The organism is Aquaspirillum soli, assembly GCF_054781915.1.
Map to the genome: position 1 here is coordinate 12,570 of NZ_BAAGTM010000013.1, position 24,353 is coordinate 36,922.

Consider the following 24,353-nt stretch of genomic DNA (forward strand, 5'->3'; position numbering starts at 1 on the left):
ACAGCATAAAACACTGTTTGTTCCTTTTTTTATTAAGAAAAATGTCGCGTTGCGGCATGTTAGTTGCTTAAAATGTCGCATTTACAACAAAAGCCTGTCGCATTCATACAATAACAATAGGCCATTTGGGGATACGCCTTATGCAACTTCATAGCCACTCTATGCCGCTGAGTGACAGCGAACGTCGCTGGCTGCCTTGGTTCGGTAAAAGCGGCAAGCTTGCCATGCGCTGGTCTTGTTTGCTCAACCGCCACCGTTACGAAGGTTTGGAGCAAGTCTTTACTGGGATTGCTCAAACCCGTGTCAATTTGTTGAAACAGTGGACAGAACAACAATGGAGCCACCTCAACGCCTTAGCACAACCGTGTTTAGGGCGGTGGCCACAGCTCGACCATCAAACACTGGCGCGGCGCTTGCAGCTGGCTGAAGATTTTTCCGAACTGTTTATTCTTGATTTGGCGGGTGAGGTTTTAGCCTCTAGCCACGCTGCCCGTATTGGTGTCAGTGATACCCCAGCCAAAGTATTAGCGCATATCCAGCAACAACGCTTGTTACATGGTCCATACGCCGACCCTTGGACAGAAAAACTCGGCCCATCTAGCTCAAAGTTTCATGATGACATGACGCTGATGTTTTATTTGCCGTTAATCAAAGACCAACAAACGGTAGCGATTTTGTGTGGCCGAGTACCAAATGATGTGATTAGCGACCTGATTCAACGTGAAGCAGGCCATATTTTTCACGACTCGGGTGACAACTATTTATTTATGGCGAAATCGGTGTTTGATCCTGCGGTTAAAGCAGGCACAGCACTGTCTCGCTCACGCTTTGAGGATAAAACTTTTACGTTAGGCGACAATTTAAAAGACGGTGTTCGCACCCCTTATGGGACAGTGAAAGTTCAAAAACGCACCGAATTGGAGCTGATCTTCAACGATCCTGCCACCGGTCAATTACATCCAGGTGTGCGCGAAACCATCCACCGAGGTGAAAACCTATTTGTCACCTATCCCGGCTATGCCGACTATCGCCATATTCCGGTGATTGGTCGCGGTGTAACCTTCCAGTTACCTGGTTCGCCTGATACTTGGGGCTTGATGTGTGAAGCCGATTTGGAAGAGGTCTATCGCAACCGCCCTGTGGCCTATCGGCTGATGAAGTTTTATCTAGCGTGTAGTTTGGTTGCCGGTGGTGTCGCCAGTTCGACCAGCTATGCACTGGATTTACCGCACTGGGTTGGGGCATTATTGACTTTATTTCTGCATTTTTTTGGTGCATTTTTATTCTATCAATTTGGTGCCCGTCACCTGTCACGCCGCTTGCGCGAAAGTATTCGCATGATTCGCAACCTTGCCGAAGGCGGTGGCGACCTGCGGCAACGTCTGGCACAACAAGCGCACAAGCCAGACGAAATTTCCACCATGACACAATGGCTGAACAGCTTTATTGATCAGTTGGAAAGTATTGTGCGGCGGATTGTGCAATCTTCACACGAAATTGCCGCCGCCAACCGCCAAGCCGAAGTAGCACAAAGCGAAACCCGCTCAACAGGTTTACATATCTTAGAAGAAACGGCGGCAATGTTGGATTCTTTGGGGCAACAGCGCAACCAAATCGACACCGCCAGCGCCCACGCTGCCCAAGTGCAGCAACAGTTAGAACAACTCACCCACCATGCCGCAGGGCAGGTGGAGATGATTCGCTCCCGCTCACAAGGCATTCAACAATCCGTGGGCACCTCGGCGCAGACGTTACAACAGCTGGCGCAAAGCACAACCGAAATTGGCCGAATTGTCGCCGTTATCAGTGAAATTGCCGACCAAACCAATCTGTTGGCGCTGAATGCAGCGATTGAAGCCGCTCGAGCAGGCGAAAGTGGGCGGGGGTTTGCGGTGGTGGCGGATGAGGTACGTAAGCTCGCGGAACGGACATCGGGTGCAACACATGAAATTCGTCAGATGATCGACAACATTCAACAACAGGCACAAGGCGCAGTCAGCAGCATGGAAACCGGCATGAGCGATATGGAAGAAGGCTTAAAACTCGCCGCCAGTGCCGCCAGCGAAAACGGTGACGCCCATCGTTTGGTGGGGGAGTTGTTGCAAGCAATTAAACAAATTGCCGACAGCAGCCATGCCCACGATCAGCATGTGCGCCATGTGGCGGATACAGCAGAAAACATCGAAGCGGTTATCTTACAAAGTGAACAAAGCGCACAACAAACCCGTGTGGCATCTAATCGCATGGAAACGCTACTGACGCAATTTAAGGTAAATTAAAAGCCTTATCTCTTTGGTCTCGAGAACCGGTTGTACGCAGCCGGTTTTTTTCTCAAAAAACCATTAAATAAATCATGTAAAAAATAATTTTATTTACAAACAGCACCGTCTGCGTGACAAAAACATGATCGGGACATGCTAAAGCAATTTAATCTAGCACAAAGCTAATGGGTATATTCTCTACTTGCACTGCAACATCAGTTGCTGCACTCTAAGCCATCAGCTTTCTTACATACGGTGATGTGCGAACTATGACAAAACTCTCTCTTGAAGCGGCACTGGCACGCTTTGGTGACGCACAGCAAGACCCGATTATTGCGCTCATCGATTTAGGCACCAGCCTACGGCCACGACGGCCCGATGATGGCGAAGAAGCCACCCGCAATTTGCAGGCGCTGTGCCACATGCTGCACACCCATGCCGATTTGCGCCGACATCTACGCAACACGCTTTACCAATTGGTTGGCGAACGCAAAGCGATTTCCTTGTATGTGGACACTGGGGTATTTCCAGGAACGGGCTTTTTTACCGAAAGTGGCCGCCGTATTTCACGCACTTTGCTACCTGATGTCCCCAATACCGATTATCTCAAAGACATTATTGGCATGGTGTTCCACCAAGCCAGCGATGCTTTATGGCTCGGGCTTGTTTCCGATCAAGTGTGGCTTGATGTCATCGCCGCTTTACATTTCGAGGAAGAAAAGTATTCGCAGCGCCCCCTGCAACAGCTACTCGAAGCCCTGCGTGTGGTGTCATACCGCATTTCTGCAATTGGCTTAGAACCCGAGCTGGTGCGGATTGAGCCAAAAATAGAGGAGTTTGAATCTCCCTTTTTAGCGCAAAACGTCGAGACTGTCGCCTATCTCGACCACTACCACGATCCAGAGCAACCGATTGATGATAAACATCTTTTAGTGTTGCTCGATCAATGTCGTGGCATTGTTGAAAAAATTCGCAATCGGGCAGGGCGCGAGGGTACTAGCCTATCGCTGACTTTTCACCTGCGCCGCTTAGGGCAGTTACTCGACCGCGCCCAAGTCTTGCTCAATATCGTAGAAACCCTGCGTGATGAAAAAGACTTTCAGGCCACTGCGCCGCATATTATCCACCTGTGGAAAACCCTAGTTCGCGCTGAATGTCGGAAAAATCACTTGCGCCATTATTGGCGACAAAATATTGAATTACTCGCTAGACGGGTGACAGATAACGCCAGCCGCACCGGTGAACACTACATCACCGAAACCCGCAAAGATTACTTTAGCCTGCTACGGTCTGCGATGTTAGGGGGCTTTATTATTGCCTTTATGGCGATGATCAAATTAGAAGTCAGTAAGGCCCATTTGCCGCCATTAAGCGAAGCCCTGCTGTTTTGTTTGAACTACGGCTTGGGGTTTGTGCTGATTCATATTCTCCACGGTACAGTGGCCACCAAACAGCCAGCCATGACCGCCAACACCATCGCCGCCACCCTCAGCGAGGGCCAAGGACGATTGCGTGATATGCAAAAACTGGCGGTCCTGATTGCGCGCCTCAGCCGCAGCCAACTCGCCGCTATCATTGGCAACGTCGGCCTTGCCGTGCCAATGGCCATGTTGATTGGTTTGCTGATCTATGGCACCACGGGTCAGCACATGATCTCGGTCGATAAAGCCCACCATCTGCTGCAAGATGTCCACCCTTGGCAATCGGGTGCGGTGTTTTATGCGGCAGTGGCGGGGGTCTGTTTGTTCCTGTCTGGTTTGGTCGCTGGCTATTACGACAATGCCGCCGCCTATAACCGCATCCCAGAACGGCTATTACAACTGAAATGGCCAAGAAAAATTTTTGGCGAGTCGCGCATGTACCGCGTAGCGGAGTACGTTCGCAACAACCTCGGTGCCCTAGCAGGGAATTTTTCGTTTGGCTTTATGTTAGGGGGCGTGACTGCGTTCGGGGTGTTATTCGGCCTGCCGGTGGATATTCGCCATATCGCTTTTTCTTCTGCTTATTTGGGCTATTCCGCAGTGGCATTAGATTTTCATTTTGCCTTCGGATTGATGGCATGGGCAGCACTTGGGGTGGCGTTGGTCGGCTTGGTCAACTTAACCATGAGCTTTTCCTTGGCGCTGTTTGTAGCCTTGCGCGCACGTGGCGTGAACACGACACAACAAGGGCTGTTGTTTGGCAGCCTATGGCGTCACTTCCGCCATCACACGCGTGAGTTCTTCTTACCACCGAAAAAACCAGCAGTGGTAACAACAGCACCCGATTTAAGCGATCAAGTGGCACTGCCTGATGTTGTGCTACCCGAAGCGCTGACACTGGCAGCGGACACACTGCCCCCTGAAAAAGCAGAAAAACAGGAAGAAAACATCACCAATTAGCGTTGTGTGGCTTGTCTTTCTTTAGCCAACGAGTCGAGGCCTGCTAACAGTGCCTCACTCGCGCCCTCTGCCACATTCATCGCTTGTAAGATGGTTTGTTCTTCTTGATCGGCCAAATGACTCAACGCCAGCTGTACCTGTTGTTGCACCGCGCTATATTTGTCGTGCAGCAGTTTGAAGGTACTTAAATCACCAAAGCGGGCCTGTCCATCGCTGCCATACCATGCTTGGAATCGGCCTTGGCCAATTGGATCTTGCTGGGGATTGCCTTCACCCGAGAGCAGGTGATAGGCCTCTTGTTTTGAGACAATGTGATCGACTTTTAGCAAAGACGTAATCGATTTATCTTGTACCAGACTGACGCGGCGAATAACCTCGGATGAAGTGTCAGCCAGACGGACAAAACGATGGCGAAATTCGTCAACCGAGGTTCGCACTTCCTCGGCCACCGAACCTGCATTCCCCGCCCGTTGCAGCATATCTTCAATGCGTGACGACAGGCGGCCCAAAATAGCCTGCACCTGATCGGCTGTTTCTTTACTGCGGGTGGCGAGTTTTTTCACTTCATCTGCCACCACCGCAAATCCGCGCCCCGATTCCCCCGCCCGTGCGGCCTCAATCGCGGCATTGAGCGACAATAAATTGGTCTGTTCGGCAATGGCAGAGATGGCTTGTAATGATTCGCCAATATGTTGCCATTCGCGGTTTAAATCTTCTGCTGCGGTATTCACCGAGGTCACACTACCGGCGATGGTGTCGAGATGGCGGCCAATAGCATCGGCGGTTTGTTGGCTTTTGCTGGCGCTGGCAGCGTTCTCTTGTGCAATCTCTGCCACCACCGAGATTTCATCACTGATAATTTGTAAATCGTGTTGATTCGAGGCAAGGTTGCTGCGGAGATGTTCGGTGTTGAGATTATGCAGTTTTGACGATAGGCGATTTTGCCGCACAAAGCGGTCGTTATCGGCCATCGCTTGAATTGCCTCGTCAATTTTGCCGAGCGACTCAGCAAACATCCCGGGCAAGCCTGCGGCCAATGGCCGGCGTTGGAAGTCATGTTCACTGACACGGCGAAAACAGGTGTTAATTTCTTTGAAGTAAGTTTCCACCAAATCTAAAAAATCATTCATTTCCCACGCTACGAGCCCAACCTCACCCAAATGGCGGGTACGAGTGGCACGGTGGTGCAACTCACCTTGCCGCGCGTGGTGAATTTGCTCGCGCATAATATCCAATACTTTCAACGTGCGTTGACTGTTGAGATGGATATAAAAACTGATTGCAATCGACAGCAAAGGAATCAGCCACAGCAGATTGTGCATATCAGGAAAAAAGTGCACCAAAGTCAGCCCAAACACCATAATCAGGTTAAAGCTAACCAAAATGAGCTTAATCCATGTACGCAAAAACGGCATGTGTAAGCGCGAGTGGGGATGCGTCATCGCTGTTTTGTTCCTTGGTGAGCGCGGTGTAAAGACAAGATAAAGCCTTCGTAGCTGGTGTAGCCTTGCTGCCGCACATAATTTAACAACCAACTCATCGCCGCGTCTGGGCCTTGTTGTTTGCCATGCTGTTGCTCAATCGTTCGCATTTTTTGATAAATCTCGCTCATGGTCGCAATTTCGGCACGACTGGCTTGGCGACGTACAGAATAATACCCCTGTATCTGCCGATTTTTAGCGTAGTCTGGCGTTATATTTGCGAAGACCCAATAGTAGTTATGACATGCAGTATAGTTTTTAATAACACCAAAAAATTCATGTCCTTGGCTTAGCGTTTTCCACATTAAGCGAAACACGCCACGGGGCATATCAGGATGGCGCACGATATTGTGTGCTTCGCCTAATAACCGTTCTTCTGGATATTGCGAAACCGTCATAAACATACGGTTAGCGTAGGTAATATGTCCCTTGGTGTTGGTTTTAGTGATGATTAAATCGTGAGCGGACAACAGCACTTCTTGGCTAGATGAGTGGGCAGACATGAGGTTGACAGAGCAGACAGTTCACAAAGGATGTAATCATACCTTGATCTGCTTTGCGCTATGTCAAAATAATGAAACATTTATTTAGTCAATTTCTTGTGATTTTTGTTTGTTTGATAATATCTTTATTTAAAGACATGACAAAAGCTTCGTAATTACTCGCGCCACTCATTCTGACCTGATCTAATAGCCAAGCAACAGAAGCATCCGGCCCTTCGGTCTTGCTTAGTTTGGCTTCGATCTGGCGCATTTGTTGATAAATCGGTTCTAAAGCAGCGATAGCAGCGCGTGAGGCAGGACGGCGCACCGAGTAGAAACCAGCCAACTGACCTGCGTTATTAAAATCGGGGGTGATGTTTGCCAACACCCAATAGTATTGCTTGCGATTAGAAGTGTAATTTTTCACCACACCGAAAAACTCTTGCCGCTTTTGTAAGGTCTTCCACATCAGACGAAATACACCGCGAGGCATATCGGGATGGCGGATGAGGTTATGTGGTTTGTTCAACACTTCATGTTCTTGAAAATCAGCGATTTCCATGAAAGTCCGGTTAGCATAGGTAATCTGCCCTTTCAGATCGGTTTTGGTCACAATCATTTGATCTAGTGATAACAGAATCTCTTTTTCATGGCGAGAAGACAGAGAGAACATCGACAATTTTCCTTTCTCGACGGCGAGAGCCATAAAAAATAAGGGCACAGGCTAGGAAAGATGACTGCTACTTGACTTGATCTAGGTCATATTTTTTTGACATCACTCATCCATAAAGTTTTGAGCCATCCGGCGCCATAGTCGCTTGCGGCTGCCTGCACCATGTAGTAATGTTTCTACATCCACTAGCACCGGAGAGATTTCACATGGCAATCACCACCTTCTCAAGCCGCGAGTTCAATCAAAAAGCCAGCGAAGCAAAAAGAGCCGCTAACCACGGGCCTGTGTTTATCACTGATCGTGGCCGCCCTGCTCATGTCCTTTTAAGCTTTGCCGAGTACCAAAAATTGACACAACCACGGCGCAGTATTGCTGACGCACTGGCTATGCCAAGTATTGAGGAGATTGACTTTATCCCCCCTCGGTTGATGATTCACACCAAAACAGTGGATCTCGAATAATGTATCTTGTTGATACGAATGTGGTCTCTGAGCTACGCAAGGTACACCTTGGCAAAGCGAACCCAAATGTTGTGACATGGGCTAACACGGTAAATGCCTCCGATCTCTTTATCTCGGTGATCACCATCATGGAATTGGAGTTGGGTGTGTTAGCCATTGAGCGCAGGGATAGTCATCAAGGGGCTTTATTACGCAAATGGTTAGTGCAACAAGTCTTGCCGGAATTTGCCGAGAGGACTTTGGCGATTGATACCCCTGTCGCCCAACGCTGTGCTCGGCTGCATGTTCCAGACAAGCGAGGGGAACGCGATGCACTGATTGCTGCCACAGCACTGGTACATGGTATGACCGTCATCACCCGCAATATCGATGATTTCAAACCCACTGGCGTCAATATCATCAACCCGTGGGAACAGGGTTAACCCACTTTTTTGAGAGGACATCTCTTGAGCTACCCCGTTGTAAAAGCGTTACATATTTGTTTCGTGATCGCTTGGTTTGCTGGTTTGTTTTATCTACCAAGGCTGTTTGTGAATTTGGCGATGGCTGACACCCAAGCCGAACGCGACCGTTTGACCTTGATGTCACACAAGCTCTACCGCTTTATGACCCCATTAGGGGCATTGGCTGTAGTGTTTGGTTTGTGGCTATGGTTCGGGTTTGGCTTTCAGGGCGGATGGTTACACGCCAAAACGACACTGGTTGCTGCCCTCATCGGCTATCACTTCTATTGCGGCCATCTATTAAAAACCTTCCGCAACGGCCAAAACCGCCGCAGCCATGTTTGGTACCGTTTCTTTAACGAGGGGCCCGTCTTGGTGATGTTTGCCGTGGTCTTTTTAGTGGTTCTCAAACCTTTCTAACCCAAAGAGCAGACGATGGCTTTAGAAATTGAACGGCGCTATGTCGTCAAAAATACCGATTGGCAAACCGCAGTCACCGGTCAACAACGTATCCGGCAAGGTTTTTTGGCAGTCAGTGTTGAAAAAGTGGTGCGGGTTCGCATCAGCGGTGACCAAGCATGGTTAACGGTCAAAGGCATGGTCAGCGCCAGCACACGGCGCGAATTTGAGTATGCGATTCCGCACAGCGACGCAAATGAAATGTTGGACCACCTCTGTCCGCAAGTGATGGAAAAAACCCGTTACCATGTCATGGTCGATGGCAAACACTGGGAAGTGGATGTATTCGAGGGGGTTAATGCTGGTTTGGTGTTAGCAGAAATCGAGTTGACCAGCGAGACCGATACCTTTGCCCTACCCTCGTGGCTAGGCCATGAGGTGACAGAGGATGGTCGTTATACCAATGCCTATCTGTCACAACATCCCTACACCAGTTGGACGCTACACCCTTAATTGTCTTTGCTGCTGTCTGGCAGCCCCGTTTTTAAAGGTTTGACTTAAATATGAGCCGTAATGCCGAGTTATTTGAACGTGCTAAATTATCCATCCCCGGTGGTGTCAATTCCCCAGTACGCGCTTTTGGCAGCGTCGGAGGCACCCCCCGCTTTGTGCAACGGGCACAAGGTGCGTACTTTTGGGATGCAGATGATAAAAAATTTATCGATTACATCGGCTCGTGGGGGCCGGCCATTCTCGGCCATGCCCATCCTGAAGTAATTGCGGCGGTTCAAGCTGCAGCAGCCAATGGGCTGTCTTATGGTGCGCCAACAGAAGGTGAGATTGAAATTGCGGAGATGATTCGGCAACTCGTCCCTTCAATGGAACAAGTGCGTTTGGTTAGCTCCGGCACCGAAGCCACCATGACTGCGATTCGTCTGGCACGCGGTTTTACTGGTCGCGACAAGATCATCAAATTCGAGGGATGCTATCACGGGCATTCGGATAGCTTATTAGTCAAAGCCGGCTCAGGTTTGCTCACCTTTGGCAATCCGTCTTCCGCCGGCGTCCCAGCCGACTTTACCCGTCATACCCTCGTGCTGGACTACAACAACGTCAGTCAGTTGGAACAGACTTTTGCCGAATTGGGCGATGAAATTGCGTGTGTGATTCTGGAGCCTTTTGCCGGCAATATGAATCTGATTCGCCCCAGCGAAGCTTTTGTTCATGCGCTGCGGAGTCTGACCGAGAAACACGGTGCAGTGTTGATTTATGATGAAGTGATGACGGGGTTCCGTGTCGCACTCGGCGGTGCCCAATCACTACACGGCATCAAACCAGACTTGACCACCCTCGGCAAGGTGGTGGGTGGTGGAATGCCGATGGCGGTGTTTGGCGGTCGTGCTGACATCATGGCCAAAATCGCCCCACTGGGTGGGGTCTATCAAGCGGGCACCTTGTCGGGCAACCCACTGGCCGTGGCCGCTGGCGTCACTACCCTACGCCTTATCAGCCGCCCGGGTTTCCACGAAGAATTAACTCGCCGCAGCGAAACTTTAGTTAAAGGGGTACAAGCAGCAGCCAACGCCGCAGGGCTACCGTTTAGCAGCGATTGGGTCGGCGGTATGTTTGGCTTCTACTTTGCACCAGAAGTCCCCAATAGTTACGCCACCGTTACCGCCTGCAACAGCGACGCCTTTAAACGCTTCTTCCATGCCATGTTAGATGAAGGCGTCTATCTCGCACCTTCGGCCTATGAAGCGGGCTTTGTGTCTATCGCACACAGCGATGAGGATATTCAAGCCACCATCACCGCCGCCGAACGTGCTTTTGCACGCTTATAAGTTGTTAATAGAGAAGTCTCTTGGCCTCGGGCTCAACCCCGAGGCTTCTCGCACATTAGGTGAATGTTGGGTTACCAGTGTTGGGTCACCCAACATTCATTGACTTATGGCAAGCGCAAGCCTGCTAATTGTTGCTCCATCTGATTGGCCTGCTGGTTAATTTCCTCAGCCACAGTTTGTGTCTGCTCCACCGCCTGTGCATTAGATGCCGCCACCTCGGCAATCCCAGTCATCGCCTCACCAAGGCTATGCGTCGCCCGCGCTTGTTCTTGCGTGGCCAAGCTAATTTGCTGCATTTCTTGCGTAACACGCTCCACTCGTTGCCGAATATCTTGCAAGGCAGTGCTTGCTTGTGTGGCACTCTGTTGGCCACGATCCACCTGTCCCAAACTCTGTTCCATCTCTTTGACCACAGAATCGGTCGAGCCTTGAATCTCTAGCACCATGCCACTGATTTCTTCCGTGGCAATAATGGTTTTCTCTGCCAATTTGCGCACTTCATCCGCCACCACCGCAAACCCACGCCCGGTTTCCCCTGCGCGCGCCGCTTCAATCGCTGCATTCAACGCTAATAAGTTGGTTTGATCGGCAATGTCTTTAATCGTTTGCACAATATTTTCCACACGATCCGTCGAAGCATTGAGATGCGTCACTTTTTTAGCCGCCGATTGCACACTTTGGGCAATACCAATCATATCTTGGCAGGTGATTGACACCACTTGCACCCCTTCTTCCACTGTCTGACGGGTAGCCAGCGATTCTTGCTGTGCCAAGGCAGCACTCCGCGCCACTTCTTCAATACTACGGCTAATCTGTTCGACGGCTGCCGCTGTTGCCGAGACATTACGACTTTGTTCCTGTGCCCCTTGATTGATTTCCCGCGCTTGCTGGCTTAGCGTATCGGCAGCCACATGCAGCTGTTGCGAGGCGTGGCGCACCTGCCCAAAAGTCGTCGCCGTCTGTTGCACCATATTCTGAGCCGACTGCGACACTAACCCGATTTCATCATTGCGCTCGGTGTGAAATTGGGTAGTAAAATCGCCCTCAGCCAATTTCCTCATCCGCTTGGCAATGCCTTGTGTCGGTTTCACCATCGCTTTGCGTACCAAGAACAACACACCTGCGCCCATGGTGACCAGCGACAGCAATAACAACACCAGAAATAACCAGCCCATCTGCTGGGCATGTTCCATTTTTGCTTGTAAGCGCACTTGAGGTTCGGCTAACACATGCCATCCCAACTGCTTACCGCCGATATCCTTTAACGGCAACGCCACCACATACCAATCTGGGGTGTTTAATACACCTTGGGCAAATAAGGTCGCCAAATCCAAACTGCGAGCAAAAGCCTGTGTTTCATCGCTGTAGTGTTTGGTAACCGTCAATTTCCATGCGCCCACGCTGTCGCCCTGTGGGGCCAGATCGGGATTAACCAAGGCGACATAGCGACGCCCTTCTTTTTCAAAATCGCGGCTGATACTGCCTACGCCCTGAATAAACTCCAACATCCCAATAAAGCGTTGGTCGGGATCATGAATGGCAGCAATACCACGCAACCACACCCCTTCTTTACCCGCTTCAAACCCCACGATGGGCTTTTGATCGGCTTTAATTTGTTGCCGACTGGCCCGCGCTGCATTCGAGTCACCTACGCCTTTGTCCGTCCAACTGCGTGCCAAGCTATTTAACTCCGCATCAATCAGATGTAAGCGGATGCCTTTGTAGTTGGTTTCTTTCTTAATGTTTTCGCTTACCCCAGCTAAAGTGGTTTTGGCAAAAGCAGGGTCACCGCTCATCAACGCTGTCACGATATCAGGCCGTACGGCCAAGGCTGCTGCATTGGTCAATCCCACATCTAACTTGCTATCGAGACGATTTTGCAACGTATCACGCAAGGTTTGATTCATTGCATCCTGCTCACGCAACGACAGCTTGCCACTCATTTGCCACACAAACATCCCGGCAACCAATGCCACCATGATGCCAACACTGACAATGACCATTAGTAACCGAAATTGCAGCGACGATGTATTCATCTTGAACCGGTTCCCTCACGCATAGGTTAAAAAACAATAGAAAAAATCATTATATCAAAAAATGTAATTTTATATTAAAAATGATTATTCATAATAAATAGGTGGTTTTTTCAGGTTTCTTGCTTTTTTTCGATTGGCTCGCTAGGCTAAATCGCTTTTTTGGATCACATCATGTGGGAAGAAATCGTCTTTTTAGGCGTGATGGCGTTTGCGGCGGGGTTGATCGACTCGGCTGTCGGCGGTGGTGGATTGATTCAAATTCCAGCCCTGTTCAATGCCTTGCCACAGACACCGGTGGCAACCCTGTTTGGCACCAATAAATTTTCGTCGATCTTTGGTACTGCCTCAGCCGCCTTATCGTTTATGCGACGGGTGCGTATTCCGTGGGGCTTGGTGCTACCAGCAGCATTTTTTGCTTTTATCTTTTCTTTTGCTGGCGCCGCAGCGGTCAGTTTGATTCCAAAACAGGTCATGAAACCGGCGGTGTTGGTGTTATTAATCGCGATGGCGATTTATACGCTATGGAAAAAAGACTTTGGCAAACTGCACAAACCGACTGAGATTGGGCAACGAGAGCGCTGGTTGGCGGCAGTGATAGGTGGGGCAATTGGATTTTATGATGGGATTTTTGGCCCTGGCACGGGCAGCTTCTTAATTTTCTTATTTATCCGCTTTTTTGCTTTTGATTTTTTACACGCATCAGCAGCAGCCAAATTTGTCAATTTCTCAACCAATTTGGCCGCACTGAGCTTTTTTGTACCGAGCGGTCATCTTTTGCTTCACTTTGCCGTGCCGATGGCTGTGTGTAATGTTGCCGGCAGCTTAGTGGGGACACGATTAGCCATGCGTGGCGGTGCGGGTTTGGTACGCGTATTGTTTTTGGTTTTGCTGACCGTATTGATTGGTAAATTCTCATGGGATTTGTGGCAACAAGTGCATTAAATCCCACCACCGCGCAATCCCATATAGGCCATCCAAATTGCTGTATCAAACCGCGAAGTCAGCGAGGGAGGTTGGCCCGGGATGCGAACCAAAAAGGATTCCGGACGACGTGAAGAAGCCGATTTAAATGGGAAAATACTGCCCTCAATCTCTACCCGCTTACCAGAGACCTCAACCGTCCAAAAATCCCACGCATGTCGGCGCACCGACACATGCTTATAGAGCTCTTGTAATCCGCCTTCCATAGTGTTTTCTTGCAGTGCGACAAAAACTGTCGCGCTGTCGGTTCCTTGTGCAAAAAGCGAACGGAGATTATACGAAGATTCGGCAACTTTGCGATTAAAGTCGCCGTTTTTTGGTAATGATTTTTATCATGATGATTCCAAAAAACTTTTTGGCATAAAACCAAAGCATAAAAGACTGTAGCCATAGATTAAAACAATCAGCTTAGCAAAATCATCCAGAAAATTTTATTAAAAATCAGTGACTCATCTGCTGTTTCTGCCCTAGCACTTTGCCAATAAAATGCTATGATTTGTGCAGTGCAACAAAGTTAAGGAGATCTTTCTCATGAGCGAATCACAAAACGACGATCTGAAACTCGCTGCAAGCGCAGCACAAGATGACAACACAGCGGTGCAAGGCTTTCCTTACACCATGGAAGAATGCTTACAAGACAGCATGAACCGTGCGCTAGAAAGTTTAGAATCGGCCGATGATATCGGCGTGCACTAAACGGTTGTCACCACGACAGCAAACGCCTCTTGCTCATCCAAGAGGCGTTTTGTTTTAGCGCAACACCTCGCCTAAGGCATCAGGATCATGCCAACGCAAGTCGGCACACAACACTTGATAACAATCACCCATATCAATCGCCATAGAAAGCGTGATACATGGTGTAGGTTCGGTCATCGACAAATAGGGGCTGGTACATTGCACTTGCCCGGGTTGTCGCATCGCTTGGCGGAAATAGGTACGGCGCGACCACAGGGCATCGCGGGTATTGGCGAGAGGCGAGAAACGCTGTTGTCGCTGTAGGCAATGCACCACATCATCAGGCTCTAAGTTATCGCCCAACTGCCGCCCCGCATCATCCAACACAAAACAGCGCAACACATCTGGCTGAGCTAATAGAGGAATCGCCGCTTGGACTAAGGCTTGGCCACTGGCTAAGCGAGAGGCGGTTAAACGAAACGCCCGAATACTGGTATTTTGTAGATGCAGTGCAGCATCATGCCGCCGCTGTTCACGAGAGGCATGGTCTTGCCACAATAAATCCAGTCGAGGGGTAATCAGCTGATCGTCGGGGGGATCGGCAGCAGGCCGCGCAAACCAAAACCCTTGTACAAAATCACACTGAGATTCTAAGGCCAATAAGCCTTCTGCTTCGGTTTCAACCCCTTCAGTCAACACCAATGCACCAACTTCGTGCAAGAGCGCCACTAAACGGGGCAAGACGGCCCTTGCGCGGGCTTGATGGGCGGCATCACGCACCAAAAGCCGATCTAGCTTGACGATATCCGGTGCCAAACGCCACAGGCGGTCTAGGTTGGAGTGGCCAGCGCCAAAATCATCCACCGCAATCAAACACCCCAACTCACGAAACCCCTGAATGGCATGTGCCAAATCATCGATGTTATCAATCGCATGTTCAAGAATCTCTAACACCACTTGATGCGGTGCAACACCATGCTGTTGTAACAACTCGGCAAAGCGGCTAGGGCCATCATCGGCCAACAAAAAACCTTCTAAGTCAGCGTTTAAGAACAACCATGTTTGTGCTGGCTGCATCTGACTGAAGTGGGCCAAATGCAGGCCACGGGCACAAGCGCCCAATTGTGTCCTTTCTAGCGCGGGTCGTTGCGGATCGAATAACACCACCGGCGGCACCATCGTGCCGTCGGGGTACGAAGCTCGCAACAATCCTTCCATGCCAATGGTTCGACGATGAGCCAAGCTATAAATCGGCTGAAAGTAGGAGTGATAGCGTAAGCTGGAGGAATGAAGAGAGTTCACGATCAATATCACGCCAAATAAAAGAGAGCATCGACTATCACAGCACAAGACGTGCCAAATGCAAAATTAATACCCAATTTTAATGGGCAGCCCCCCAACTTGGCCCATATCCCACCTCGGCCAGCAATGGCACGCGCAAGGTCGCCACTGCTGCCATGTCTTGAGGTAACCACGCTAACACAGCGTCTTTTTCCGCCTCGGGCACCTGTAACACCAATTCATCATGCACTTGCATCATCAATATCGTGTGTTGAGACAAATCGACCAAATCAAGCGGTGGCGGCCCTAACCGTTTGGCCACCTGAATCATCGCCATTTTGATTAAATCAGCTGCCGTGCCTTGCATCGGGGCGTTAATTGCCGCGCGTTCGGCCGCTTGGCGTTTCATCGGGTTGCGGTCGTTAATATCGGGTAGCAGTAAACGGCGGCCAAACACGGTTTCGACATAACCTTGTTCACGGGCCAGCTGGCGCGTGTCTTCCATATAGCGCGCCACACCGGGGTAGCGTTGGAAATAACGATCAATAAATTGTTGGGCAGCACTGCGTTCAATTTCTAACGCCTTGGCCAAACCAAACACAGTCATGCCGTAAATCAGGCCGAAGTTAATGGTTTTTGCGTAACGCCGCTGCTCGGGACTAACCTCATCCAACGGTATTTCAAAAATTTCAGCGGCTGTTGCACGATGAATATCTAACCCTTGCTGAAATGCCTGTAGCAGGCCTTCATCCTGCGATAAATGCGCCATAATCCGCAGCTCAATCTGCGAATAATCCGCCGAGACAATCACCGTCCCCGCTGGTGCAACAAACGCTTTTCGGATGGCTCGCCCTTCTTCACTGCGGATGGGGATGTTTTGTAAATTTGGTTCTGAACTGGACAAGCGACCCGTGATGGTGCCGGTTTGCGAGTAGTGGGTATGCACCCGTTGTGTTTGTAGAGAAATCGCGTTTGGTAATTTATCGGTGTAAGTCGATTTCAGTTTTGCCAAACCACGGTAATCCAACAACTGTTGGGCAATCGGATACGTCGTCGCTAATTTCTCTAGCGTTTCTTCATTGGTGGAAATACCCGTGGTGGTTTTTTTCAGGCCCTTACTTGGAATCTGTAGGCGGTCGAATAAAATCTCACTGACCTGTTTTGGTGAATTGAGATTAAACGGCTGGCCAGCCATCGCATGAACCTGTTGTTCAAGCAGTAACAAGCGCTGTCCTAATACCATACTTTGATCTTGCAGAATTTTAGGATCAACCGATACCCCGACTTCTTCCATGTCGGTCAAAATCTCAGCCACCGGCAACTCAATGTCACGATACACACGCTCAGCCTCGGGTGTCAGCAAAGGACGCATCGCGTGCAGCAAACGCAGCGTAATATCTGCGTCTTCTGCTGCATAGCGCGTGGCGGTGTCTAAATCGACATCGGCAAAACTGATTTGCTTGGCCCCTTTGCCGCAAATTTCCTCAAAGGTCAGGGTGTCATAGTTGAGATAGCGCTTTGCCAGCGCATCCATATTGTGTGCCACATGGCTTTGCAAGACATAACTCAACAACATGGTGTCTTCGGCCACCCCTTGCAGACGAATCTGATAACGCGCCAAGACATGGCGATCAAATTTGAGATTTTGGCCAACTTTCTTGGTGTCAGGGTTTTCTAACCATGGCTTCAAGCGTTGTAACACCCAGTCCCGATCTAACTGTTGTGCCACCCCGGGGCCACGATGCGCTAAAGGAAGATATGCCGCTTCATAGGGTGCAACCGCAAAACTGATGCCCACCAACTCCGCCTCCAGCGGATCAAGCCGATCGGTTTCCGTATCAAAACTCACGTATTCGGCTTCTTCAATCCGCGCCAGCCATGATTCGAACGCGTCTTGCGTCAACAGCGTGTGATAACAGGCGCTGGGTAACACCGCTGCTGTAGACGTAGGCGACACCATCGGTTCTGGTGTGGTGGCGACAGGCGCGTTTTCTGACGGTGTTGCAGCGGATACTCGGCTATATTCTTGTAGCCATGCTTTGAAACCAAGTTGGCGACACAGTGTTTGCAGTACAGATAATTGCGGAGGTTGACGTTCAACAGCCGCCAAACCCGCCGGCAATAGCGTACTCAAATCCAGATCTCGCTTTACCGTGACCAATTCACGCGACAGCGGCAGATGAGGCAAAGCCTCACGGGCATAGTCACCAATTTTCCCCTTAATCGCCCCCCGTTCAATCGCCGCCACCACCCCTTCTAATGAACCAAACTCTGCCAGCCATTTCGCGGCGGTTTTCTCACCGCACTTATGCACGCCCGGGATGTTGTCGGAGGTATCCCCCGTAAGCGTTAAGAAATCGACCATTTTTTCAGGTGCTACACCAAATTTCTCAACCACTGCCGCTTGATCGAACCATTGTTCTGACATCGAGTTATACAACCGTGTTTTTGCACTGACCAATTGCGCAAGGTCTTTATCACCGGTACAAACAATGGTGTCCCAACCGAGGGCCTCAGCCTGTGTCACCAAAGTCGCAATCACATCATCGGCTTCTACTCCAGCCATTTGTAATAAAGGCCATCCCAAAGCCTCGACCGCTTGGTGTACCAAGGGAATTTGTTGCGCCAGCCCATCCGCCATCGGCCCACGTTGTGCCTTATAGTCTGGGTATAAGTCATGGCGGAATGTCTTGCCTTTCGCATCAAAGACACAAATTGCAGCTTCATAGTGCAATTCGCGCTCTAACCGTCGCAACATATTCATGACCCCATAAACCGCCCCAGTGGGCACGCCATCAGGTGCACGCAAAGTTGGCATGGCATGAAAGGCGCGATACAAATACGAAGAGCCATCGACTAATAACAAAGTTTTCATTGGTTTTTATGTACTTAAAAAAGAGAAAAGGAAAGACGATGAGCCTCGCCCATAAAGTCCCTGCGGTCTCGGATCGTTACGCCAATATGGAACAATTCCGTGCCCGAGAAGCCTGGCATGTTTTAAAAGTGATGGCAGAATTTGTCGAATCGGCAGAGGAATTGCAATCGGTCTTACCAGCGGTCAGTATCTTTGGTAGCGCCCGCACGCCACCTGACCATACTTATTATAAGCTGGCAGAATCGATTGCCAGAGGCTTGTCAGATTCGGGGTTTGCCGTCATTTCTGGTGGAGGCCCCGGTTTAATGGAAGCCGCCAGCAAAGGGGCTTTTCACGGCAAAAGCCCTTCAGTTGGCTTAAATATCGTGTTACCACACGAACAAAAGCCCAATCCCTACCAAGACATCAGTTTGAAATTCAGCCATTTTTTCTCACGTAAAGTGATGTTTGTTAAACATTCCGTGGCCTATGTGGTGATGCCGGGAGGGTTTGGAACTTTAGACGAACTGTTTGAGTCTTTGACTCTGATTCAAACCGGCAAAGTTCGAAAAATGCCGATTTTGTTGGTTGGCAGCAGTTTTTGGCGGGGCTTAGTACAATGGTTTCAGGAACATCTAGTGAACGAAGGCATGATTTCACCACAAGATCTCGACTTGGTGTATATCACCGACTCGCCACAAGAGATTGTGGAACGGATTTTCCATCATTATGAAACACGCGGTTTTGACCCTTTACCACAAGAGCAAGACCAACTACTGAATCTTTAAGCCAAGCAGCACACGACTGTCGGCAGAGCGAATCTTCATTGCTACGAGGCACAAGCTCTAGTAACCTTCGTGCCCGTTTGCTTATCATCTTGCAGGAGACGCGCATGGCCAAGCTGACTGAACAAGACATCCTCAACTGGAATGGCCCAGAAGAGGACTATATGAATAACGACCATCTGGAGTTTTTCCGCGAACGCCTGCTCACTATGCAGCGAGAGTTGCTGAGCAACGCCACCGCCACAACCAGCCATCTACAAGAACAAGAGGCCACCCCCGATCCCGCCGACCGGGCTACGCTCGAAGAGGAATATGCGCTGGAATTGCGTACCCGCGATCGTGAACGCAAGTTGTTGCAAAAAATAGAATCAACCTTGCGCAAAATCGATGAAAAAAACTACGGCTACTGTGATGATACGGGCGAACCTATCGGCCTACGCCGCTTATTAGCCCGCCCGACTGCCTCGCTATCTGTTGATGCACAAGAACGCCGCGAGCGGATGAAAAAGCAGTATGCCGACTAGGTCTGGTCTTTGCTTGTGGTTTGCACCCGATGGCAGCTGCTATCGGGTTTTTTCGTCCTAAGCCTGTTCTTCTTTTGGATTGTGAAGCGTGAACGATCTTTCTGCTAGTGATGTGATGCCTGCCTCAGCGCTAATGAAGCATGTGGCAGAACTGACCTCGCGCCGCGAGCGCCATGAGTTAGAGCATTCGCTGCTCGATCTCATCGTTGGCTTTCTCAACACCACCTCAGCCGAGGTGTTTAGCGTGCGTGAAACACAAGGCCAGTGGGAGATCAAAAACCTCTACCGTCATAACAACCAACATCTCCTTGAACTGCACCCTGATAGTCAGTGGGGTCTTCCATCGGAACAGCAACAACAAGCACTCTTTGCCGCCCAACAGAGCAGCGACATGCTGCCTTGGCACGATGGCAAGCTCTGGCTGCCGGTACATCAATTTGGCGATATTGTTGAGCTGATTGAAATGCCCTGCCAACATCCCTTGCAACCGGAACAAGCCGCATTTTTGTTGGGGGTCTTGCGTATTCATGCCAACTATTTGCAGCTGTTGTATGAGGCAGAACGCGATATGTTGACTGGCCTACTCAACCGCCGCAAGTTCGACACTCGCTTATATGAGTTGTTAGCAAATCGGGACGGTGAGCATGTCTTGGCCTTGATTGATATCGACCATTTCAAGCCAATTAACGACAATTATGGCCATATTGTTGGTGATGAAGTGTTATTGCTCACGGCGGGTTTGTTATTGCGTCATATTGGGCAACAGGGCCAAGTATATCGTTATGGCGGAGAAGAATTTGCCGTTTTACTACAACACAACACCAGCCACGCCCAACAGACCCTAGACTTGTTGCGCCAACAGATTGCACAACATGATTTTCCTCAGGTGGGACATCTGACTATCAGCATTGGGTTTGTTGAAATTGACCAACAGGGGTTACCCGCCCATGTGGTCGAAGAAGCAGACAAGGCGCTGTACTACGCCAAGGAACATGGCCGCAATGCAGTGTATGGCTACCATGAGTTATTGATGCAAGGCCTAATCAGCCAACACGATAGCAACGATGGTGGTGAGATTGAACTGTTTTAGTGGGTTGTTGCGCCGACAGCGGTAAACAGCTGCACGCTATCACGGCCACTGTTTTTCGCCTGATACATCGCATGATCGGCATGTTGCGTCAGTTCAATTTCATTTTCCCCATGATCAGGAAACACCGCCACCCCAATACTGCTGGAAATATGCAGCGTATGCGTATCAATTTGGAACGCAGTGCTTAACGCTTGACGGATTTTCTCGCCAACATAGACACAATCCGCCGCTTGTTGAACACCGTGTAACAACACCACAAATTCATCACCGCCAAGCCGCGCCACGGTGTCTGCCTCGCGTACACACTCACCAATTCGCTTTGCCACCAACTGCAATAAGGCATCCCCGACAGCATGGCCCAGCACATCGTTGACTGGCTTAAAGCGATCAAGATCGAGAAATAACAGCCCCAACTTGCTCTTTTCGCGCCGCGCCACCGCCATCGCGCGCTGCAAACACTCCGAGAACAAAGCACGATTCGCCAATCCAGTTAGGGCATCATGTTGTGCCATGTGCCGAATCTGGGCTTCAGCGGTTTTACGCTCGCTGATATCACGCGTCACCCCATGTAATTCAACTTCGCCCGTTTCTGTGTTCAGCCAATAGCGTGTAATCACTTCCGTCCACACCAAACGGCCATCAGCACAAGGTTGTTGCACTTCGTTGATAAAGAAATTATCTGGGCCAATCTCACCCGATAACAAAGCCTCGCGCCGTTCATGAATCAACGCTCGGATATAACCTTGCTCGGCAGGTGGAAGAGCCGCATCTAAGGGTTGTTGCATCACTTCTTCAGGCAATACACCACGCAGTTGATACACTGAGGGGCTGACATAGGTAAAACGCAGCGTTTGGGTGTTCAGTGTCCACACCACATCTTTCATGGTTTCAGTCAACATTCGATAGCGACGTTCGCTACGCTGCAGCGCCTGTTCCATTTGCAAGCGTTGGGTAATATCAATCGCCAGCGAGATTACCTCGCGCCCTTTACCCGGCACATCCGGCAACCAATCATTAAACCATTCACAGACAATCACGCGGCCATCTTCGGTTTGCACTTCGTTGATGGCGTGGGGGCGAATGTTGCGCTGTAGTAACCCTTCCAGTTCTGGCCGCAATTGCAACTTAACTTGCTCTGGAATCAAAAACTCAAAGAAATTGCGACCAATGACTTGGCTGCGTTTCCAGCCAAATACTTCTTCAGCACGACGATTCCAGTCGGTAATAATAAAGCCTTCTGTCCACACCAAGCCGGCTGAAGGTGCGGTTTCAAAAAAGACACGATAGCGCAATTCACTTTCACGCAACCGCGTTTCCACCACCGATTGTTGTTGCAAAGCCAAACGCAAACGGCGATTGATACGATGGATATACCAAACCACACTGCTCAACAGCACTAACACCACTGCCGAGGCCAATAAGTAGGGGTATAACAAGATCCAGTCGCGGTTTTTATCTGGCTGATAGAAAAACGATTCTAATTTTTTGTTGGGGGGCGCTAAACCAAATGAAACAAAGGTATTCGCGATAAATTGCCAACGGCCAATATTGCTGTGTCCGAGTTCAATCAGTTCAGGTTGAATCAGTTTTTTGATAATCGACGCTTCAAACTGTAAATGGGCGCGGGTCTTACCCTGTGAGTTGTAGTGTTGTTCGATTAAGGTGATGATTTCATCACTGTGTTGCAGTGCATATTGCCAGCCACGAAACGAAGCACGGCGAAATGCCGTGACCACCTCTGGGTGAGCTTTGGCATAGTCTTGTTCGGTAAACAACACATCGCTATAGAAGTCCATGCCATAGCTTTGCGGTTTTAACACGCTATACGGTACGCCACGCAATTCTAATTCGAAGGGTTCGTTTGACAGATAGGCATGGATTGCTTTGACTTTGCCGTTAATCAGATCATCTAAATGACCACCGGCTTGAGTAAATGCCAAGCGTTGTAGAGGGATGCCTTCATTGACAAACATCGCCTTTAGGTCGATGTCTTGATCGCCACCCATTAACGCAATCGGCCCAGCATCAACCAATTCTGTAGGGGTGGCGACGTCACCACGGACTAATAGAACATTAGGAGAGTGTTGGAAAATTGGTGCCAACATCAAGACCGAACGGCCATTGAGATAATCGGCAATTAAACCGGCATTCGACACGCCAAATTGGGCACGACCAGAGAGCACTTCCGTAACAGGCTCAATCCCCACGCCGCCCTGTTTAAGCGTGACCTCGAGACCTTCTTGGGCATAAAAGCCCTTGTGGATCGCCGCATAGTAGCCGGCAAATTGAAATTGGTGCAGCCAACGCAGCTGTAATGAAACCGGCGTTGTCGCCCAAGTCAGTTGAGACAATAACAAGCCACCCAGTAGCCATAAGCCTCGCTGAATTGGGCGATGCCAACGCATGATCTAAATATCTTTACGAGTATCTTGCACCCAACGCAAAGCTTCAATTTGGATGTTGGTCAGTTCGGGAGTACCGATGCCGACTTCTGTTTCAATTACCTCATCCAAGAAGCCACCCAACACCCCAGTTCCTTGTAGTAAAGCTTCGTTGATTTCAGCACTGACACCAGTGGCTTGAAGAATTTCGCTCAAAGGCTTATCTAACAGCGCATCAACCACCGATAACATCCCCGTCATAAAGGCTTTATCTGGTAATTCGCGGTCTTTGGCATATCGCTGCTGCGCCATGATTTCCATCATCCGCCCACGCACGGCAGCCACTTCGAGCAGCGCATTGCTGCTCCCACCACCGGCTTGGTTGCCCGCAGCAAACACCAACAGCTGCACCCAACGTTTCAGTTTGGCACGACCTAATACCATAATGGCATCGCGTACCGAGCTGAGTTTACGCGGCGCACCGGCAGCCACCGAGTTCACCAAACGCAATAGGTTGACAGTCATGTGGGGTGCTTGTTTGAAAGCACGCTCTAATTCTTCTGTTTCAGCATCTTGCGCCACCAAACCCAACAACTTGAGCAACATCGGGTCGTTTTCTTGCGTAGATTGCTTGCCGCGCATCAGCGAAGGCTTAGCAAAGAAGTAACCTTGGAAGTAATCAAAACCGAGGGATAAACAGAGTTCGAATTGTTCGGCACTATCGACTTTTTCTGCCAGTTTTTTCACCGGAAGATGGCGCATTTGTCTGGCGACATCGATCAGTTGCTGTTCTGAGGTTAAGGCCATCAAGTCAATTTTGATGATCTTGATATAAGGAAGGAGCGCACGGCGGGGTGGATCGAGTTCGATACAGTCGTCTAATGCCAAGGTGTAACCTGCCAACGCCAATTCACGACAACGTTCGACAATCTCGGGGGTGATTTCAATGGTCTCTAACAGCTCAATCACGATTTGATCTTTGGGCATTAAGTCCATCAAATCACTGAGCAGCAAATCCGCCGACACATTGATAAAACCTTGGTGTTCACCCAAAGCTTCAGATAGGCCAAGCTCCATAAAGGCATTACGAATCACTGTGGCGGTCGCGGCAATGTCGCTGGTCACTTCTGCGTGACCGACATTACCAGCACGGAACAGCAATTCATAAGCCACTAATTGGCGCGAACGGTCAACGATTGGTTGACGAGCAAGAAAGAACTCTGGGTTACTCATGGCGGTAAACTGACAGAAGGATCAAAGACAACAACTATTCTAGCGATACTTTAAGTTTATTGGCGACTCAAACAAAAAAAATAATTTTTTC

21 protein-coding genes are annotated in these 24,353 nt (G+C 49.8%); 12 read left to right on the top strand and 9 right to left on the bottom strand.

From position 1 onward, the window contains the following. Nucleotides 1–140: 140 nt before the first annotated feature. Together ACYVJG_RS10540 and ACYVJG_RS10545 are read left to right on the top strand one after the other, a co-directional pair. A complete protein-coding gene (locus ACYVJG_RS10540; protein ID WP_460431016.1) occupies nt 141–2,279 on the top strand; it encodes a methyl-accepting chemotaxis protein in 2,139 nt (712 codons plus the stop codon). A 251-nt stretch (nt 2,280–2,530) separates the two neighbouring features. Continuing rightward, the gene (locus ACYVJG_RS10545) at nt 2,531–4,642 is read left to right on the top strand and encodes a site-specific recombinase (RefSeq protein WP_460431017.1); all 2,112 of its coding nucleotides are present in this window, start codon (nt 2,531–2,533) and stop codon (nt 4,640–4,642) included. Here ACYVJG_RS10545 and ACYVJG_RS10550 read toward each other — a convergent pair. From ACYVJG_RS10550 to ACYVJG_RS10560, 3 genes are all read right to left on the bottom strand, one after another. Continuing rightward, on the bottom strand, nt 4,639–6,084 hold the full coding sequence (locus ACYVJG_RS10550) for a methyl-accepting chemotaxis protein (protein ID WP_460431018.1): 1,446 nt from the start codon (nt 6,082–6,084) through the stop codon (nt 4,639–4,641). The genes ACYVJG_RS10545 and ACYVJG_RS10550 overlap by 4 nt on opposite strands. Continuing rightward, complete coding sequence (locus ACYVJG_RS10555) at nt 6,081–6,626, bottom strand: PAS domain-containing protein (protein ID WP_460431019.1); 546 nt, start codon at nt 6,624–6,626, stop codon at nt 6,081–6,083. The genes ACYVJG_RS10550 and ACYVJG_RS10555 overlap by 4 nt, the downstream gene beginning before the upstream one ends. An 88-nt stretch (nt 6,627–6,714) precedes the next feature. After that, the gene (locus ACYVJG_RS10560; RefSeq protein WP_460431020.1) at nt 6,715–7,278 is read right to left on the bottom strand and encodes a PAS domain-containing protein; all 564 of its coding nucleotides are present in this window, start codon (nt 7,276–7,278) and stop codon (nt 6,715–6,717) included. A 206-nt stretch (nt 7,279–7,484) separates the two neighbouring features. On the opposite strand from ACYVJG_RS10560, the gene ACYVJG_RS10565 reads away from it, so the two are divergent. The 5 genes from ACYVJG_RS10565 to hemL are packed head-to-tail and all read left to right on the top strand — an operon-like array spanning nt 7,485 to nt 10,422. After that, nucleotides 7,485–7,739 carry a type II toxin-antitoxin system Phd/YefM family antitoxin gene (locus ACYVJG_RS10565; protein ID WP_460431021.1) on the top strand — a complete coding sequence of 85 codons (255 nt, stop codon included), beginning with the start codon at nt 7,485–7,487 and terminating at the stop codon, nt 7,737–7,739. Further along, entirely contained in the window at nt 7,739–8,161 is a 423-nt protein-coding gene (locus ACYVJG_RS10570; protein ID WP_460431022.1) for a PIN domain-containing protein, read from the top strand. Before ACYVJG_RS10565 ends, ACYVJG_RS10570 begins: the two co-directional genes overlap by 1 nt. A 24-nt stretch (nt 8,162–8,185) precedes the next feature. Further along, the gene (locus tag ACYVJG_RS10575; RefSeq protein ID WP_022653609.1) at nt 8,186–8,602 is read left to right on the top strand and encodes a CopD family protein; all 417 of its coding nucleotides are present in this window, start codon (nt 8,186–8,188) and stop codon (nt 8,600–8,602) included. Nucleotides 8,603–8,617: 15 nt separating this feature from the next. Then, entirely contained in the window at nt 8,618–9,094 is a 477-nt protein-coding gene (locus ACYVJG_RS10580; protein WP_460431023.1) for a CYTH domain-containing protein, read from the top strand. A gap of 50 nt (nt 9,095–9,144) precedes the next feature. Further along, nucleotides 9,145–10,422 (top strand): glutamate-1-semialdehyde 2,1-aminomutase, encoded by a 1,278-nt coding sequence (gene hemL, locus ACYVJG_RS10585; protein ID WP_460431024.1) that lies wholly within the window; start codon nt 9,145–9,147, stop codon nt 10,420–10,422. Nucleotides 10,423–10,526: 104 nt separating this feature from the next. Here hemL and ACYVJG_RS10590 read toward each other — a convergent pair whose 3' ends face one another. Next, nucleotides 10,527–12,458 carry a methyl-accepting chemotaxis protein gene (locus ACYVJG_RS10590; RefSeq protein ID WP_460431025.1) on the bottom strand — a complete coding sequence of 644 codons (1,932 nt, stop codon included), beginning with the start codon at nt 12,456–12,458 and terminating at the stop codon, nt 10,527–10,529. A 171-nt stretch (nt 12,459–12,629) separates the two neighbouring features. On the opposite strand from ACYVJG_RS10590, the gene ACYVJG_RS10595 reads away from it, so the two are divergent. Beyond that, nucleotides 12,630–13,400 (top strand): sulfite exporter TauE/SafE family protein, encoded by a 771-nt coding sequence (locus tag ACYVJG_RS10595; protein WP_022653605.1) that lies wholly within the window; start codon nt 12,630–12,632, stop codon nt 13,398–13,400. On the opposite strand, the gene ACYVJG_RS10600 is transcribed toward ACYVJG_RS10595, so the two are convergent. After that, the gene (locus ACYVJG_RS10600; protein ID WP_022653604.1) at nt 13,397–13,645 is read right to left on the bottom strand and encodes a hypothetical protein; all 249 of its coding nucleotides are present in this window, start codon (nt 13,643–13,645) and stop codon (nt 13,397–13,399) included. The two genes, ACYVJG_RS10595 and ACYVJG_RS10600, sit on opposite strands and share 4 nt — an antisense overlap. Nucleotides 13,646–13,970: 325 nt before the next feature. Here ACYVJG_RS10600 and ACYVJG_RS10605 point away from each other — a divergent pair, with 325 nt between their 5' ends. Next, nucleotides 13,971–14,135, top strand: a complete 165-nt coding sequence (locus ACYVJG_RS10605) for a hypothetical protein (RefSeq protein WP_022653603.1) — start codon at nt 13,971–13,973, stop codon at nt 14,133–14,135. Between the two features lie 54 nt (nt 14,136–14,189). Here ACYVJG_RS10605 and ACYVJG_RS10610 read toward each other — a convergent pair whose 3' ends face one another. Together ACYVJG_RS10610 and polA are read right to left on the bottom strand one after the other, a co-directional pair. Then, on the bottom strand, nt 14,190–15,416 hold the full coding sequence (locus ACYVJG_RS10610) for an EAL domain-containing protein (RefSeq protein WP_460431026.1): 1,227 nt from the start codon (nt 15,414–15,416) through the stop codon (nt 14,190–14,192). 79 nt (nt 15,417–15,495) lie between these two features. Beyond that, nucleotides 15,496–18,270 carry a DNA polymerase I gene (gene polA / locus ACYVJG_RS10615; RefSeq protein WP_460431027.1) on the bottom strand — a complete coding sequence of 925 codons (2,775 nt, stop codon included), beginning with the start codon at nt 18,268–18,270 and terminating at the stop codon, nt 15,496–15,498. A gap of 38 nt (nt 18,271–18,308) precedes the next feature. Here polA and ACYVJG_RS10620 point away from each other — a divergent pair, with 38 nt between their 5' ends. The 3 genes from ACYVJG_RS10620 to ACYVJG_RS10630 all read left to right on the top strand — a co-directional run bounded on the left by ACYVJG_RS10620 (nt 18,309) and on the right by ACYVJG_RS10630 (nt 20,648). Continuing rightward, on the top strand, nt 18,309–19,037 hold the full coding sequence (locus ACYVJG_RS10620) for an LOG family protein (RefSeq protein ID WP_460431028.1): 729 nt from the start codon (nt 18,309–18,311) through the stop codon (nt 19,035–19,037). A 104-nt stretch (nt 19,038–19,141) separates the two neighbouring features. Continuing rightward, nucleotides 19,142–19,558, top strand: a complete 417-nt coding sequence (gene dksA, locus ACYVJG_RS10625) for an RNA polymerase-binding protein DksA (RefSeq protein WP_460431029.1) — start codon at nt 19,142–19,144, stop codon at nt 19,556–19,558. 88 nt (nt 19,559–19,646) lie between these two features. Beyond that, nucleotides 19,647–20,648 carry a GGDEF domain-containing protein gene (locus ACYVJG_RS10630; protein WP_460431030.1) on the top strand — a complete coding sequence of 334 codons (1,002 nt, stop codon included), beginning with the start codon at nt 19,647–19,649 and terminating at the stop codon, nt 20,646–20,648. Here ACYVJG_RS10630 and ACYVJG_RS10635 read toward each other — a convergent pair. After that, on the bottom strand, nt 20,645–23,053 hold the full coding sequence (locus ACYVJG_RS10635) for a diguanylate cyclase domain-containing protein (RefSeq protein WP_460431031.1): 2,409 nt from the start codon (nt 23,051–23,053) through the stop codon (nt 20,645–20,647). The genes ACYVJG_RS10630 and ACYVJG_RS10635 overlap by 4 nt on opposite strands. Nucleotides 23,054–23,056: 3 nt before the next feature. Next, nucleotides 23,057–24,262 carry an EAL and HDOD domain-containing protein gene (locus ACYVJG_RS10640; RefSeq protein ID WP_460431032.1) on the bottom strand — a complete coding sequence of 402 codons (1,206 nt, stop codon included), beginning with the start codon at nt 24,260–24,262 and terminating at the stop codon, nt 23,057–23,059. Nucleotides 24,263–24,353 lie beyond the last annotated feature (91 nt).

Coding starts and splice junctions, on each gene's coding strand:
- ACYVJG_RS10540 (WP_460431016.1), top strand. CDS start 141: ATGCAACTTCATAGCCACTCTATGCCGCTGAGTGACAGCGAACGTCGC.
- ACYVJG_RS10545 (WP_460431017.1), top strand. CDS start 2,531: ATGACAAAACTCTCTCTTGAAGCGGCACTGGCACGCTTTGGTGACGCA.
- ACYVJG_RS10550 (WP_460431018.1), bottom strand. CDS start 6,084: ATGACGCATCCCCACTCGCGCTTACACATGCCGTTTTTGCGTACATGG.
- ACYVJG_RS10555 (WP_460431019.1), bottom strand. CDS start 6,626: ATGTCTGCCCACTCATCTAGCCAAGAAGTGCTGTTGTCCGCTCACGAT.
- ACYVJG_RS10560 (WP_460431020.1), bottom strand. CDS start 7,278: ATGTTCTCTCTGTCTTCTCGCCATGAAAAAGAGATTCTGTTATCACTA.
- ACYVJG_RS10565 (WP_460431021.1), top strand. CDS start 7,485: ATGGCAATCACCACCTTCTCAAGCCGCGAGTTCAATCAAAAAGCCAGC.
- ACYVJG_RS10570 (WP_460431022.1), top strand. CDS start 7,739: ATGTATCTTGTTGATACGAATGTGGTCTCTGAGCTACGCAAGGTACAC.
- ACYVJG_RS10580 (WP_460431023.1), top strand. CDS start 8,618: ATGGCTTTAGAAATTGAACGGCGCTATGTCGTCAAAAATACCGATTGG.
- hemL (WP_460431024.1), top strand. CDS start 9,145: ATGAGCCGTAATGCCGAGTTATTTGAACGTGCTAAATTATCCATCCCC.
- ACYVJG_RS10590 (WP_460431025.1), bottom strand. CDS start 12,458: ATGAATACATCGTCGCTGCAATTTCGGTTACTAATGGTCATTGTCAGT.
- ACYVJG_RS10595 (WP_022653605.1), top strand. CDS start 12,630: ATGTGGGAAGAAATCGTCTTTTTAGGCGTGATGGCGTTTGCGGCGGGG.
- ACYVJG_RS10600 (WP_022653604.1), bottom strand. CDS start 13,645: ATGGAAGGCGGATTACAAGAGCTCTATAAGCATGTGTCGGTGCGCCGA.
- ACYVJG_RS10605 (WP_022653603.1), top strand. CDS start 13,971: ATGAGCGAATCACAAAACGACGATCTGAAACTCGCTGCAAGCGCAGCA.
- polA (WP_460431027.1), bottom strand. CDS start 18,270: ATGAAAACTTTGTTATTAGTCGATGGCTCTTCGTATTTGTATCGCGCC.
- ACYVJG_RS10620 (WP_460431028.1), top strand. CDS start 18,309: ATGAGCCTCGCCCATAAAGTCCCTGCGGTCTCGGATCGTTACGCCAAT.
- dksA (WP_460431029.1), top strand. CDS start 19,142: ATGGCCAAGCTGACTGAACAAGACATCCTCAACTGGAATGGCCCAGAA.
- ACYVJG_RS10635 (WP_460431031.1), bottom strand. CDS start 23,053: ATGCGTTGGCATCGCCCAATTCAGCGAGGCTTATGGCTACTGGGTGGC.
- ACYVJG_RS10640 (WP_460431032.1), bottom strand. CDS start 24,262: ATGAGTAACCCAGAGTTCTTTCTTGCTCGTCAACCAATCGTTGACCGT.